General features: G+C 36.1%; 11 protein-coding genes and 1 other RNA gene. 2 read left to right on the plus strand and 10 right to left on the minus strand.

The window, feature by feature from the left end; translation table 11 throughout:
* Nucleotides 1–518 precede the first annotated feature (518 nt).
* The 10 genes from ACQKNZ_RS12585 to ACQKNZ_RS12630 form a co-directional block, all read right to left on the minus strand.
* Nucleotides 519–1,097, minus strand: a complete 579-nt coding sequence (locus tag ACQKNZ_RS12585; RefSeq protein ID WP_427659975.1) for a hypothetical protein — start codon at nt 1,095–1,097, stop codon at nt 519–521.
* A gap of 195 nt (nt 1,098–1,292) precedes the next feature.
* Complete coding sequence (locus ACQKNZ_RS12590) at nt 1,293–3,191, minus strand: ATP-dependent DNA helicase (RefSeq protein ID WP_427659977.1); 1,899 nt, start codon at nt 3,189–3,191, stop codon at nt 1,293–1,295.
* A gap of 57 nt (nt 3,192–3,248) precedes the next feature.
* Nucleotides 3,249–4,376, minus strand: a complete 1,128-nt coding sequence (locus tag ACQKNZ_RS12595) for a THUMP domain-containing class I SAM-dependent RNA methyltransferase (protein ID WP_144536813.1) — start codon at nt 4,374–4,376, stop codon at nt 3,249–3,251.
* Nucleotides 4,376–6,100: a putative bifunctional diguanylate cyclase/phosphodiesterase gene (locus ACQKNZ_RS12600; RefSeq protein ID WP_427659979.1), complete on the minus strand. Its 1,725-nt coding sequence runs from the start codon at nt 6,098–6,100 to the stop codon at nt 4,376–4,378. The genes ACQKNZ_RS12595 and ACQKNZ_RS12600 overlap by 1 nt, the downstream gene beginning before the upstream one ends.
* Nucleotides 6,101–6,451: 351 nt before the next feature.
* An RNA gene (gene rnpB, locus ACQKNZ_RS12605) (RNase P RNA component class B) lies at nt 6,452–6,835 on the minus strand.
* A 65-nt stretch (nt 6,836–6,900) separates the two neighbouring features.
* Nucleotides 6,901–7,197 (minus strand): cell division regulator GpsB, encoded by a 297-nt coding sequence (gene gpsB, locus ACQKNZ_RS12610; RefSeq protein WP_144536817.1) that lies wholly within the window; start codon nt 7,195–7,197, stop codon nt 6,901–6,903.
* A gap of 79 nt (nt 7,198–7,276) precedes the next feature.
* Nucleotides 7,277–8,554 (minus strand): ribonuclease H-like domain-containing protein, encoded by a 1,278-nt coding sequence (locus ACQKNZ_RS12615; RefSeq protein ID WP_427659982.1) that lies wholly within the window; start codon nt 8,552–8,554, stop codon nt 7,277–7,279.
* Nucleotides 8,544–10,823 (minus strand): DEAD/DEAH box helicase, encoded by a 2,280-nt coding sequence (locus ACQKNZ_RS12620; RefSeq protein ID WP_427659984.1) that lies wholly within the window; start codon nt 10,821–10,823, stop codon nt 8,544–8,546. Before ACQKNZ_RS12620 ends, ACQKNZ_RS12615 begins: the two co-directional genes overlap by 11 nt.
* Before the next feature lies 1 nt (nt 10,824).
* Nucleotides 10,825–11,184: a YppE family protein gene (locus ACQKNZ_RS12625; RefSeq protein ID WP_144536823.1), complete on the minus strand. Its 360-nt coding sequence runs from the start codon at nt 11,182–11,184 to the stop codon at nt 10,825–10,827.
* A 75-nt stretch (nt 11,185–11,259) separates the two neighbouring features.
* Nucleotides 11,260–11,415, minus strand: a complete 156-nt coding sequence (locus ACQKNZ_RS12630) for a hypothetical protein (protein ID WP_154310921.1) — start codon at nt 11,413–11,415, stop codon at nt 11,260–11,262.
* A 184-nt stretch (nt 11,416–11,599) separates the two neighbouring features.
* Here ACQKNZ_RS12630 and recU point away from each other — a divergent pair, with 184 nt between their 5' ends.
* Together recU and ACQKNZ_RS12640 are read left to right on the plus strand one after the other, a co-directional pair.
* The gene (gene recU / locus ACQKNZ_RS12635) at nt 11,600–12,199 is read left to right on the plus strand and encodes a Holliday junction resolvase RecU (RefSeq protein ID WP_144536825.1); all 600 of its coding nucleotides are present in this window, start codon (nt 11,600–11,602) and stop codon (nt 12,197–12,199) included.
* A gap of 21 nt (nt 12,200–12,220) precedes the next feature.
* Entirely contained in the window at nt 12,221–14,860 is a 2,640-nt protein-coding gene (locus ACQKNZ_RS12640; RefSeq protein WP_427659987.1) for a PBP1A family penicillin-binding protein, read from the plus strand.
* Nucleotides 14,861–15,024: the final 164 nt, after the last annotated feature.

The following is a 15,024-nucleotide window of genomic DNA, read 5'->3' on the forward strand; positions in this document are numbered from 1 at the left end:
CACCCCGAATTATCTTCGATATCAAGTGAAAACTGCACATACCTTCACATATAAAAGAAGATATCTTCAGTTAAATAAATGTCTATCAAAACGCATTCACTCAGAATGAAGTATTCTTTTCTTTATAGATTGTAATAAGAATCAACTCACAGCATTTTTATGTAGCATGAATCTACTTATGTCCCAGCCTCTTTTGAAGAATGCTACAAATATACCAAGCAGTCCCCCTCTCTTCACCAAGCATATCTGGATAAAGCTAATTAAGTCTCTTCAACCCAATTTACTATATATTTATATATTTAAAAATGAGCTTAGTTTCTATGAACCAAGCCCAGACATCAAATTAGGAGGAGTTGAAACTCCAGCATCCTCTATTTCTACGGTGCCATAGATAAAACTTCGATATTACTTTTAACAGGTTCCACGGATGGTTATTTGCCTTTTTTTTCTCCGTATAATTACACTTACAGTATTTATTTTAGATACATATGCCAACAAATTGTAATATTCAGGATAGATCATAAATGTTGGTCTAATAACACAGATGAATCTTGCAGTAATAAATGTGGTTTTCTTTCCCAGTCTGTTTGATTATCTTCATATTCCATGTAAGCCATCAATTCTAATTCGTAGTTATAATCATCTAATTCCATTGTTTGTGAAGAGGTGAATAGATGAGCTCTTTTATATTTTTCTTTAGGTTTGCTAGAGATATAGCTATTGTTTAAAAGGTTATAATAAGACTTTAGTGTGCTTCTGGCTACTTTCAAACAGTTTAGCATGCTGCTATCCTTCTTGCTCTTCTTAGCGTCCATTAATATAAATTTGTAATCAGTGGAAGATGTCAATAATGATCTACTACATTTTCTTCTTATAATCGTAGGTCGCTTTATTTTTACTATCTCATTTAATTCTTCCGATGGCTGTTTTGATGTGTCTTTATTAGCTACTTCATTTTGTTGATGAATATTTTTTGAATGGTTCATTTGTAAAAAAGTTAAATTGTCAAACCATGGACCAGTCATTTTCTCTTCTGTATTAGCATAATGAAAATCACTAGTAATATCGTCCTTGTTTAAATAAACTGTATCATCCATATTTTGTATACTCAATCCCACCTTTTTAAATTCTTGAGACATACGCCCTGTTATTTATATTATTCAATTTAAAGGGATTCGTTAAAAAACCTTTTCCTTTTATATTCGTCCAATGTATAACAAACAAATTCCTTAAAATTCATAAGGAATGAGTGGTTTACATCCACAAACTTAAAAGAAAAAGGCTATTTAAAATTAATTTGAAATTGGTGTTGGCAAAATCCCTACAAAACGTCCCTCTAATGGCGCTTCTTTTTCGTTCAACAATAGGTGAATCTCACCGTAGTCTTCAGAGGTACGAATTAGTCGACCTATTCCTTGCTGAAGTCTAAGCAGCATGAACGGCAGCTCCACTTCTTCAAATGGATTATTAGAAAATGAACGTTTGGCATCAAATAACGGATCTACCGGTGGGAAAGGCAAATCATAAATAATTACTCTAGTTAATGCTTCTTTAGGCAAATCTAAGCCTTCCCAAAGATGATAAGAGCAAAGTGTAGAAAACTCTCCATTTTGAAATTCTTTGACGATTGTGGAAAGCTCACGATCCCCTTCATATGCAATATCATCAGTACTTGTGGAGGACCTAAATTTATCCATCGCAGCTTTTGATTTAAACAAAATAAGTGTTTGTTGTTTTGCTTTCAATAAATGATCGACTTCACTAGCCTTCTCTTCCTGGCTAATATGATGCGTTTTAACTTTCATCACTTCATCGTAGTCAAACGGAGACGGCACTGAGAATGATTGAAACTTTTCTATTCCTAACGAATCTGCCAAATACGTAAAATCTTTTTCAATCGATAATGTAGCAGATGAAAAGATGATCGGAAGCTTGGTAGAAAATAGCTTTTCATTTAAAATGTCTGTAACTAATCTAGGCATGATAATAAGTGTTTCGTAGCCATCGATTATTTCTAACCACTCAACCCCATCGCCCTTCTCTGTAAATAATCGCAAGGAAAAAGAATATTGCTCTAAAAATTCCTCTACCATTCTAAGTTCATATTCTGGAATTGTAAAAAGCTCTGATTCAAACACGAACTCCTCTAGTAAATCATCTGTAATTTTAATGGCATGCTTACATAACTGCATTAGCTCAGATGACTTGTTAATCTTCATACGTTCCGTTTCTTCCGCAAAGCTGCCGATTCGTAAAACGCTAAAAATTTTCTCATGCGTATCTTGGAGAACTTCCATTAAGTTTAAAGTCTTTTCGCGAACACCATCTACCATTACTCTTTCAAGTAATCGAATTAATGTTTCACTTTGTACTTCATAGGTTAACGCTTTTTGAGCTGCGAATTCTAGCAAATGTCCTTCGTCTAATACAATCATCGACACTTCTGGTAAAAATGGCAATTGTCCTTCTCGAACACGTGAATCCTTAGTCCACAGATGTTCCATTAAAAAGTCATGGGAACAGATGATTAAATCAGATGATTCTCTGTAATGCTGACGGTGAATTGTTTGCCCACATCTATTGCGTAAATCACAGACAGTACATTGTTGAGTAGGATGAAAGTTAACCTTTTGCCAGTCTACATCACTTACTCCTGAAAATTGGCTACGCTCACCAAATGGAAAGATACTTTGAAGAGAAGACGAGCCATAAACGAAATCAGGTACTCCATCTTCAATTTCTTCTATAAAGAAGTCGTTATCGCTATCCTTTTGCGCTTCTTCCAATCGTTTTAGGCATAGGTACTGGCTACGCGATTTAGCTAACCTAACATCGATTTTTATATCTAAATAATTTTGTAGCTTAAAGATGTCTCCGGCCTCTTTTACCAATTGCTCTATTAGCGTTTCATCCGCGCATGCAATCAAGGCTGGTTTTCCAGTATATCTTGCATAAGAAATAGCAGGAAGTAAGTAAGCGATTGTTTTACCGGTACCTACGCCTGCTTCTGCAAATAATACATTTTTTTCTTTTAATGCTTTTTCGATTTGATATGCCATGAAAATTTGTTCATCACGACATTCAAACCCTTTCTCTGGCAATTCATCGTATAATACGTCTCCCATCCAATCTCCTAATGATTCAAAGAAAGAACGGTCTTTTGATAATTTAAATGGCAAAGCCTGCTTCATTTTCTAACTCCCTTGAATAATAATATAACAGCATGGGAGAGCTAGTCTCCCCTACTGTTATGAACGTTTACCCCAGAACTGATAGTAGTCTGTTCTAATAAATCCATTAAATAATTTACGTTTCTTAGTTGCTTTACGTCCGTAAAGATTTTCAAAATTCTCCATAGAAGAAAGCATATATACCGACCATGATGGATATGTTTCCATTGTATGGCCAAGGTCGCTGATAACTTTTTCAATTTCTTCGATTTCTCCTATACGTTCGCCGTAAGGAGGATTACCAATCATGACACCATCCGTCAGATTGGTTGAAAAGTCACTTGCCTGCATTTGTTTAAAGCTGATTATATCTGCAAATCCTGACTCAAATGCATTTTGTTCTGCGATTTGAATCATCTTATGATCAATATCAGAGCCGATAATCTCTAATTTTTGATCATAATCAGCTAAATCCTCTGCTTCGTTTCTTACATCATCCCAAATTGTTTTAGGCATCCAAGACCAATCTTCGCTGTGAAAATCTCTATTAAAGCCTGGAGCGATATTTTGGCCAATCATAGCTGCTTCTATTGGAATTGTCCCAGAACCACAAAATGGATCGACAAATGGACGATTGGGGCTCCATTTAGAGACTTTTACCAAAGCGGCTGCTAACGTTTCCTTTAATGGAGCTTCCCCTTGGCCATGTCGGTAGCCACGTTTATGCAATCCAGCACCACTCGTGTCTAAGGTGATTGTTGCCACATCTTTAAGTATACTTATTTCAATCTTATATGTTGCACCTGATTCATCCAGAAATCCAATTCGTTTATATGCAAGCTTTAATCTTTCTACAATCGCTTTTTTGACAATAGCCTGACAATCTGGAACACTGAATAAAGTAGATTTGACGGATTTACCTTGAACGGGAAATGCAGCATCCACAGGAAGAAACTTTTCCCATTGAATAGCCTTTGTACGTTCAAAAAGTTCATCAAAAGTTCTTACTGGAAACTGAGCTGCGACAATTTTCACTCGATCTGCTACTCTTAACCAAACATTGGCTCTTGCAATTGCCCGCTCGTCTCCTTCAAAATATACTTTTCCATTTTCAGTCGTTGTTTCGTATCCTAGTGCTTTCACTTCTTCTGCAACGATGGCTTCTAAGCCCATTGCTGCAGTTGCTACTAATTTAAATGTTGTCATTATTGCTTCCCTTCTTGCTTAAGGATCTCCCAAAGCTCGAGAAAATCCATTAGCCCTTTACTTGGAACTGGCTTGCTGTAATAATATCCTTGTATAATATCGCAGTTCATTTCTTTTAAGATTTTTACTTGTTCTTTGGATTCTACACCTTCAGCTATTACTTTTAATTGCAAGCGATGAGACATTAATATAATTGATTCTACGATCGCTTGTTTATCCTTTAATGAAGTAATATGCTGTATAAAGCTTCTATCAATTTTTAAATAGTTTAAAGGAAATCGGTTTAAATAGCTTAAAGAAGAGTATCCTGTACCAAAATCATCAATGGAAATTTTAAAACCCATATTTTTAAGCTTTATTAGCTTGGTTATAATACTCTCGGAGTCCTTCATAATCGTACGCTCTGTTAATTCTAATTCAAGCTGCTGTGGACTACAATTATATTGCATCAATATTTCATTTATTCTCTCGATAAAATTATCCTGTTGAAAATGGAGTGAAGCAATATTTATTGATACATTAAGGTTATTTAAACCAAGTGTTCTCCATTCAAGAATATCTAAACATACTTTTTCAACTATTAGCTCACTCAAAGGAATGATAAGGCCCGTGTCCTCTGCTAAAGGTATAAATTCGCCAGGGGATACGACTCCAATCTGATCATTTTGCCATCTAACTAAAGCTTCTACTCCAACGATTTCATTTGTATCTAGCGAAATTTTCGGTTGATAGTATATGTTAAAATCTTTAGCCTGAATACCCTTTCTCAACTCAGCTTCTAGGAACAATTGCCTCTTTGAATCCCTCTTTAATTCCTCGAAGTAAAAAGCATATTGGTTTCTACCATTTTGTTTAGCGAAGTACATTGCCTTGTCAGCCTTGTGTAAAAGCTTGTCAACATCCTCGCTGTCTTGAGGGTATAATCCAATTCCAATACTAGAAGTGATATAAATTTCCATATCATCTAAATAGAATGGCTTGCTAAGCGATTTAATAATTTCTGAAGCATATTGGGCGGCTTCTTTTTGATTTTTAATATCCTGTATAGCAAGCAAAAATTCGTCTCCACCATATCTTGCAAAAATATCGTCTTTATTAATAATTTGCTTAATGCGTTTAGCAAATTCAACTAGGATGATATCCCCTACTTCATTGCCAAGTGAGGCGTTTACTTGCTTAAAGCGATCTAAATCTATAAACAAGATTGCATGCTTTGCCTGAGAACCAGATTCACTGATTATTTGTGAAAATAATTCGTTAAAGGAAGATCTATTAGGTAAACTCGTAAGGCGATCACTGAAAGTTAACGTTTCCATTTCTTTCTCTACCACTTTTTTTATGGAAATATCGGAAAAGACACCAAAGTAATTAGTAGTTTCCCCTTGCTCGTTTTGTATGCTATAAATAGTTAGATATTCTGGGTAAAGTTCTCCGTTTTTTCTTTTATTCCATATTTCGCCTTGCCAGGTACCTTTAAGCTTCAACTCATTCCACATAGTTGCGTAAAATGTTTTTTCTTGCCTACCTGACTTCAGTATACGTGGAGTTTCACCTCGCACTTCGTTCAAAACATAGCCCGTAACCTTTTCAAACGCAGCATTTACTAACGTAATCCGCATTTTTTCATCCGTAATCATAATACCCTCAGTAGTCGAATTAAATACTTTCTCCACTAAATTATTTGGATATGAAGAAAAGCTTTCAGGTTGTTGCTCTTTGTTCAACTTTAATGACCCGCTTTCATCCTGCATCTCCTGTTCGGAATATGCCTATTCTCTTATAATCGGTGATGACCATCTTATGATCGACTCTATGTAAACATCTCGTAGTAAGCAATTTTAGAAAAAATTTGTGAGGATAGTGAAGATTTTGCATTATATTATAAAGAATCAAAAAATATATCAGAAAAGTGCGGAAGCAGTACGATAGTATTTTACTTACATACCATAATGGTACAACACTCCCATAGCTATATAAATACTATAAATAAGCATATACTTTTTTATCTATTAAGAAAAGAAAAGCTCTCCGTGATTGGAGAGCTTTCCGTATTATTAATTATAGCCACTCATACACTCAATAAGCCATGTTTTGTTTCCACGGTACTCAAACGGTGCATTACCTCGTACGTATGTGGATGGCAATCATCTATCTACAGATTATTGTCTGTTTTTCTATCCGTTCAATTCCTTCAAGAAAATGCCCCTACCATAATTTGGGTTTCTCACTCGTGGGGTTTACCTCGTTCCACCTGTATAGTTTCCTATACAGCTCCGTCACTGTGGCACTTTCAGAGATTGTCAGCCATATCCGAAGACTTAGGCCTTCATCCCGCCGTCAGCCAAAATGGCTGCCTTAGTTTATTTTTTCACTAAGCACGAACACTACATTCATCTCAGAATTGTGTGAGCATGGACTTTCCTCTACAATGTCTAGCATTGCAGCGATTGCCCGAATATATAAGTGGTAAACCAATTATACACGATGTTAGCTGAATATACAATAATTCTTTACTAATATAATATTACTCGTACAATTTTGCGCCAAACACATGTTTTTCTAAATGAGATAATCTTTTTAGAATATCAAAATTAGTAGCGCCAGCTGCTGGTTGGACAGGAGCTGTTCGTTTTGGTGCCTCAGCTAACTCTTCTCTTAGTTGCTTATTTTCTAATTGCAGCTGTGATACTTTCTTTTCGAACGCTTCATAATCTTGGATGATATCATCTAAAAACATATCTACTTCTTCTTGATTATAGCCTCTTAAGCCTGTTTTAAATTCTTTTTCTAATATATCAGAAGCCTTTAACTTAAATTCCATGCAGCATCTTCCTTCCGTCTACAATTCGCTACTCGTATTATAGCATAGTGGTGTCGAATAATGGAGTATTTTTGGGCGATTAAGTGCGTTTTTTGTTAGGTTGTGCGCTTTCCCGGGAAATATTTATTTTCTTATTTATTCTTATTTCCCGCATACGGAGCTGACTACTAAAATCTTTATGTGAATCTATTTCAGAATCTCTCCAATATTCAAGGCATTCAAGGGTCATTTCTAATGCTTTTTCATAATCTTTTTTTTGATGTTCATATAGCTTTGCTAGTTCTACCAGAACTTCTAAACGATATTTCCCTTTTATTTCTTTTAAAGCTTCCTTAAAGGCTTCGATACTTTCATCCATCAGTTTTTGCCTTTTTAAATGCAAACCCATATAGTAGTAGGCCATGCTTGTTTCTCTTTCTGGAAATTGATCTAATACAAATTGGAACCATTTCTTGCTTGCATCCTTAGACTTTAAATCTTTAAACCATTTTCCAATATTCGTATAGGTGTTTGCAGTTTCCTGAACCTCGGTTTCTTTTAGTAGATCCACCGATAAAGTATAAAGCGTTGCTAGTGATAGGATATCCCATTCGTTATGCTTTAAAATTCTCATAAGGTTAGTTGGGTTACCATGCTTAACCGCATCAAAATAAATAATTGGAGCTAAATGACCAGGTATATCATTTTTGCGACTAAAACCTAATTTACTTTCTTCTAATTGCTTTAATTTAAATCGCTCTAAATCACCTTTCCAAATTCTTTTAGATGAGTGCATTAAGTCAATTTGTCCTTGAGATTTCATGGGTGGTAAAGTGTTACGATTCATTGTCCACCTTGTCGTTAATTGGGGCAAATCAAAGCTTTTACCGTTATAAGTAATAATAGTTTGAGTGTTTTTCCAAAACTCAGTGGCCAATAGAAAGGCAGCTTCCTGTCCTGGGTCTGCTAGCACGTATTGAGACAATAAATAACCTCCAGGAGCCTTTTTTAAAATACCATTCAAAAAAATTAAGACACCAGCCCCTTTTAGACCGGTCGTTTCCGTGTCATAAAAGCAATAAGGGCTGTTTGGAGAAATAGTAAGCGGATGAGTTGGATATCTTTCCTGCATAAAAGAAATAGCAGCTTCAAGCTTATCCAAGCCAATAGTTCCATGTATATGCTTGTTACGATAAAATGTTTCTTTTAAAAAGAAGAAACCTTTTTCATTTTTTATTAGCTTTAATCCAGCCTTTTCCCATTGCTCTGTATAAAAAGGAAGTGCAATATCTAGCACTTCCTTTTTGGGTTGCTGTTTTTCAGGAGTATTTTTCTTTAATAGGCCCTTCATTTCTAATAGTTTTTTTTCATACGACATTTTGATTCACCTGCAATAAGTGAAGAAGTTTAATAACTTCTTTTTTCAAGTTTTGTTCGGCGTCCTGAGCGCCAATGCAAGCGGGACAACCACCAGTACATGGACAGCTTTCTACCTGCTCCGTCACCTTAGGCACTAAATTATTCCATAGATCAAACATTCTCTCGGATAAACCAATTCCCCCTGGATAGCTGTCATAAATATAAAAAGTAGGCTTTTCTACATTAATCGATTTTACCTGAGGTACTACATGAATATCCTTAGCATCACAATGTATGAATAAAGGGATAAACGAGTGTAGCGCATAGGCCACTCCTGTCATTGCGTCTGAAAGCAACGTTTCTGACCAATTGTTTGGTTTATCGAAGCTAAACCAAGTGGACGAGGTATGAAGCTCTAGTGGCGGTAGATGTATTTTACCTGAACCAATATTATCATGGGTATCGAACTTAATCTTTTTGAAGATAGTAGGCTGAGCAAGAACAATGATATCACCAAATCTAAGCGTACCAATATCCGCTTCTCTTTCCTTATCCTCGCTTAATACCTTTAGTTCGATTGCGATATTAGCATCAGTAAAGTAATCCACGTCCACTTCCTTCACAAAGGCCTTTTTCTCCTCCCAATCGAGTTTTTCTACTTGAAATTGAGTTCCCTGATGGAGATAGATCGCTTCTTCATGGAGTAACGTCATCGCACTATAAAGGTCCATTTCTCCAATCACTCTAGTTTTTGTCGGAATCGTTTGATCAATAATTATGACATTGTCCTGAGAAGCAGACCTCAGACTTACATTACTAGCTGGAAAGCTTTCGGACATCCAATGCCACTTGTCCGATGTCTTTAGAAGAACTCCTTCGCTCTCAAGAAATTCTAACAGCTCTTGTATAAAGAATTCTCCATATGTATCACTAGTACTAAATGGAAGCTCGAAGGCTGCACATTTAAGGTGGTCCATCAAAATTATCATATTGTCTGGATGGATCCGGACCTCTTCAGGTGATTGTCCAAGAAAATAGTCAGGGTGCTTTACTACGTATTGATCTAGAGCTGTCGATTGAGCCACATAAATAATAAGGGCCTCGTCCTGTCGACGGCCTGCTCGACCTGCTTGCTGCCAAGCACTTGCAATATTTCCTGGATATCCAGTCATAATACAAGCCTGAAGCTGGCCAATATCTACTCCTAACTCAAGTGCATTTGTGCTAACTACTGTTCGAATTACTCCTTCTCTCAACCCTTTTTCGATAACTCTTCGCTCAGAAGGTAAGTATCCTCCACGGTAGCCACGAATAGATTGATCATTTATCTTTTTACTCACCAAAGCCTTTAAATAAGTTACTAGCATTTCCACTCTTACTCTACTTTTAGCAAATACAATAGTTTGAATTCCGTTTACATATAACTCTTGCGCAAGATCCCTAACCTCTAAAACCGCACTTCTTCTAACATTAAATACTGGATGTATAATAGGAGGATTATAAAATACAAAGTGCTTTCTGCCAGCAGGAGCACCGTTTTGATCAATTAATTGATGTGTTTCATTTGTTAAATTTTCTGCAAGCTCTTTAGGATTTTTAATAGTAGCTGACGTACAAATAAATTGCGGCTTACTACCGTAAAATTCGCAGATCCTTTTCAATCTGCGAATAACATGTGCGACATGACTACCAAATACACCTTTATATGTATGAATTTCGTCAATGACAATATATTTTAGATTTTCAAAAAGGGAAACCCATTTTGTATGGTGAGGTAGTATGCCGGAGTGCAGCATATCTGGATTAGTCAACACAATATGTCCAGATTTTCTAATTTTTTGTCTAATCCCCGGCTCGGTATCACCATCGTACGTAAAACTTAATATTTCTTCTCCACTCTCTCGAATCAATTCATTTAAATCGCTTTTTTGGTCCTGTGCTAATGCTTTTGTCGGAAATAAATAAATGGCACGAGAGGTTGGATCTTCCATTATCGATTGTAAGACAGGAAGATGGTAACAAAGAGATTTACCAGAGGCAGTTGGAGTAATAGCAGTAAATGACTTCCCTAAAGAAGCAGCATCAAAAGCTTGTCTTTGATGAATATAGAGTTGACTCACCCCACGTCCTTTCAAAGCATTTTTAATAGAGGGATGCATTTTTTCTGGGAAAGGTGCATAAATTGCATCTTTTTCCTCTACTGTATGGATATGCTCTATTTGCGGGTGGCGATTGCTGTCAATTCTCCAATTTTCTAATAGCTCTGCAATACTTTTATTCTTTTGCATGTTACTCTCCAACCTCCTTCAATGCCTGAAGAATTGTTTCTAATGTGTATTTGGAAGAATGTACAGACTTTAAGAAACGTTTTTTACTTGTTGCTTTATAAAATGACTGCACAACAAATTGCCTCATAGATTCTAGTAGTGAATCAATTTGGCTTGGATGTACATATTTCGGTCGTTTGGTCTGTATCCAAGGTCGAACAAGCTGCTCCCATTCGTTTAATAATTCATCTATATTATATGCATATGGCTTCACTTCTCTAAAAAAATCAGGCTCTCGGTCCTCTTCTCTGAAACGGTGAAAACGTTCTATACAAATATCACACTCGTTTAAAAGCTGATTATTTACACTTGTTAATGACAATGTAATCCCTCTCAATCTAGTAATAGTTTATCAAAAAGCATATCATATTACCAGTTTCAGACGAACATACATTCCTTACATATTATTCTCCAATTTTTCCATCTTACCTAGTAAACGAAAGGATGATTTACTAAAATCTTCTTCGAACTGATCCTGTTCTTCATTCAGACGGTTTTCTAATAGATATTCCAATAGTTCAAGTTGGTCGATAAGGCGTTCAATTTTGTTCATAATGTCCACTCTCCTTTAACTGTTAAGTTCCTTCCTACATCATAAATACCTGCCTGCTCGACAAAGGTTCTTTACATCAGACAAAACTAGTGGTCCGTCGACAGTTACAAAAATGAAACTAAATTGATTACTCGTTCGTCTAACTAACTTGTGATAAACTAATACCATAAAAGAGGTGATTGTCTTGGCTATTCAATACCCTAATGGGAAAGTATATACACCTACCAAGAAAACAAATATTCCAAAGAAAAAAGATTATTCTTTTAGTAATAGGGGTAGGACGTTAGAAGATGAGATAAATGATGCCAACGAGTACTATCTAGCTCATGACATTGCAGTCATCTATAAAAAGCCAATACCTATTCAGGTCGTCAAGGTGGATTATCCAAGTAGAAGCTCCGCAGTTATAAAAGAAGCATATTATCGAACCCCATCAACTACTGACTTTAACGGAGTCTACAAAGGAAAATATATTGACTTTGAAGCAAAAGAAACGGAAAATAAAACTTCCTTTCCTCTGAAAAATGTTCATTTACATCAAGTAGAGCATATGGGGAAAGTAGTTAAACAACTTGGGATTAGCTTCTTATTAGTTCGATTTTCTAGTATGGATAGATATTTTTATTTGTCTTACGAGCATTTAAAATTATTTTGGGATAGAATGCTATCGGGGGGAAGGAAATCAATAACCCTCGAAGAATTTGAAGAATATGGGATTGAAATAAACCCAAAATATGCACCAAGGGTCAATTATTTAAAGATAGTTAATGACTTGTATGTATAAAGCGAAAGTGAGGAGACGTTTATGAGTGAGCAAAAAACAACTCGTGAACAAAGAAGAAAGCAACAAATGGCTCAAAAGAAAAAACAAAAGAAACCTGCCAAAACATGGATTAAGCGAGTGTTATTAGCTATTGTGGCGGTTGGATTAGTAGGAATGATAGCTGGTGGATCTGTATTTGCATTTTACGCAAGCAGCGCTCCAGATTTAGACGAGGACTTGTTAAAGGACCCAATTAGTCCTAAATTATTAGATGCTAATGGGGAAGTGTTTGCAACTGTTGGAAGCGAAAGTCGCGAATATGTTTCCTATGAAGATATCCCTCAACAAATGGAAGATGCCATATTAGCAACAGAGGATGTACGTTTTTACGACCACATGGGAGTCGATGTTCTACGATTAGGTAAAGCCGTTTTGGCCAATCTGAAAGATGGATTTGGTGCACAGGGGGCAAGTACAATCACTCAACAAGTTGTTAAAAACTCATTCTTTACAAATGAAAAAACAATAAAACGTAAGGCTCAAGAAGCCCATTTGGCTCTTCAGTTAGAGCGTGAATATAAAAAAGAAGAAATTTTCGAAATGTATTTTAACAAAGTACTTATGTCAGGACGTATTTATGGATTTGGAACTGCCTCTAAATATTTTTACGGTAAAGAGTTAAAGGATTTAGAGCTACATGAAATGGCAGTGTTAGCGGGCATGCCCCAAAGTCCAAATAACTATAATCCTTTTAAAAACCCTGAACTAGCTGAAAAAAGAAGAAATACGGTCCTATATCTAATGAATCTTCATGGAAAAATAACAGACGAGGAAATGAAGGCTGCTCAAGCGGTGCCTGTTACCGACTCCCTTCTTCCAGAAGAAGAAAGAGTTGCAAACCAAGATTCAAAATATGATGCGTTTATCGACATAGTATTAGATGAGCTTGAGGAAAACGGTGATGCAGATGCCATTTCCGAAGGAATAACAATCCATACGACTCTTCAACCAAAAGCTCAGGAGCAAGTAGAAAAGACCTTGTCCTCAGATATATTCCCAACAGAGGATATACAATCTGGTGTTGCAGTGATTGATACTAAGACAGGGGCAGTAGTTGCTGTTGGTGGAGGAAGAAATTACGGAGCAGATAGAGGATATAATCATGCTCAAGATATGGTTAATCGTTCACCAGGTTCGACTATTAAACCGTTGATAGATTATGGTCCAGCTGTAGAATTTTTAGGTTGGTCCCCTGCTCAGACACTTGTGGACGAAGAAATTAAATATACAGGGACCGATCAGGTAATACGTAATGCTGATAACAAATATTTAGGATCTATGACTATGCGTGAAGCATTATATAAATCACGTAATACTACTGCCGTCAAAACTTTAAAAGAAGTAGGTACTAAAAAATCAAGAGAATTTATTAGTCGATTTGGAGTAGACATCGGTACAGTCAACGAAGCTTATGCAATCGGTGGTATCTCAAAATTCATGTCCCCTATCCAACTAGCAGGAGCATATGCTGCATTTGGTAATGAAGGGATTCATACAGAGCCATATGCGATTAATAAAATTGTATATAGAGATGGCAAAACAGAAAAAAACTATAAGCCAGAATCTAAAGCAGTTATGAAGGATTCAACAGCTTACATCATTACAGATGTTCTAAGAGATGTTTTAACAAAAGGTACTGGTAAGGCCGCAGCAGTTAGTGGATTGGATGTTGCAGGTAAATCTGGTACTTCCAACTTCGGAGGAGACAAAAAAGGAGTTCCGGATGTATGGTTTGCTGGATACACAACCAATTATTCAGTAACCGTATGGTCTGGTTATGATGATAACTCAGCTATCACTACATCTGAAGAGCGTAGTCTCCCCCAACGTATCTTTAAAGAGGTAATGGGGAATATTTCTGAAGGACAGAAAACGGAAAAATTTAAAAAACCTAATTCTGTTGTAGAAGTAACAATTGAAAAAGGATCTAATCCTTTAAAATTAGCTAGTGAATATACTCCTGATGATAAAAAGTTAACGGAGTTATTCGTTAAAGGAACAGAGCCTACAGAAGTATCTGAAGAATATGATCAGCTTGAGCTCAACGCTCCAACTAATTTATCAGTTCAATATGACGAAACGACATCATCTGCAACATTAAATTGGGAATTTGAACAGCCAGACGAGGAAGATATAGATGTTCAATTTGAAGTTGCTGTCTCAATAGACAATGGTCCAAATGAGATTTTGCAAACGACAAACAAAACAGGGTTAATCGTCCAAAATCTTATTCCTGGTAGTAAGTATGTATTTACAGTTACAGCTTTAGCTGAAGATGTTCGAAGCGCTCCAGCTAGCGCAGAATTAGTTTTAGAAGGTATAGAGGAAGAAAATCTTGAGGATCCAGAGCCTGAGGAAGAAAACCCTGAGGAAAATCCTGAAGATGAGAATAAGAACCAAGGCGGAAATAATGGTAACAACAGTAACAATGGTAATAACGGTAATAATGGTAATAACGGAAATAATGGCAACAACGGTAATAATGGTAACGGGAATGGCAACAACACTGGCAACAATGATGGTGGCGCTAATGAGGGTGGTCAAGGAAACGAAGGTGGAACTGATGGAGAAAGTCCAGTAGAAAATCCAGAAGGTAACACCGAAAGCGGAACTACACCTTAACCAAGCATTCTTTATCATAGTTAGATGATAATTTTTAAAGCTAAAACGAGGAAAGTTCATATAAACTTTCCTCGTTTTTTATGGTTTTTTTTTATTTCTGATATAAAATATGAATCAATCTTACGGTAAATAAAGAGTCTCTTGCAACTCTAATAAACAATTTG

Origin of the sequence: Psychrobacillus sp. NPDC093200, from assembly GCF_050280345.1 — a bacterium.
Lineage (GTDB): Bacteria > Bacillota > Bacilli > Bacillales_A > Planococcaceae > Psychrobacillus > Psychrobacillus faecigallinarum.

Coding starts and splice junctions, on each gene's coding strand:
- ACQKNZ_RS12595 (WP_144536813.1), bottom strand. CDS start 4,376: ATGACAACATTTAAATTAGTAGCAACTGCAGCAATGGGCTTAGAAGCC.
- ACQKNZ_RS12640 (WP_427659987.1), top strand. CDS start 12,221: ATGAGTGAGCAAAAAACAACTCGTGAACAAAGAAGAAAGCAACAAATG.
- ACQKNZ_RS12620 (WP_427659984.1), bottom strand. CDS start 10,823: ATGCAAAAGAATAAAAGTATTGCAGAGCTATTAGAAAATTGGAGAATT.
- ACQKNZ_RS12585 (WP_427659975.1), bottom strand. CDS start 1,097: ATGGATGATACAGTTTATTTAAACAAGGACGATATTACTAGTGATTTT.
- ACQKNZ_RS12630 (WP_154310921.1), bottom strand. CDS start 11,415: ATGAACAAAATTGAACGCCTTATCGACCAACTTGAACTATTGGAATAT.
- ACQKNZ_RS12615 (WP_427659982.1), bottom strand. CDS start 8,554: ATGTCGTATGAAAAAAAACTATTAGAAATGAAGGGCCTATTAAAGAAA.
- ACQKNZ_RS12590 (WP_427659977.1), bottom strand. CDS start 3,191: ATGAAGCAGGCTTTGCCATTTAAATTATCAAAAGACCGTTCTTTCTTT.
- gpsB (WP_144536817.1), bottom strand. CDS start 7,197: ATGGAATTTAAGTTAAAGGCTTCTGATATATTAGAAAAAGAATTTAAA.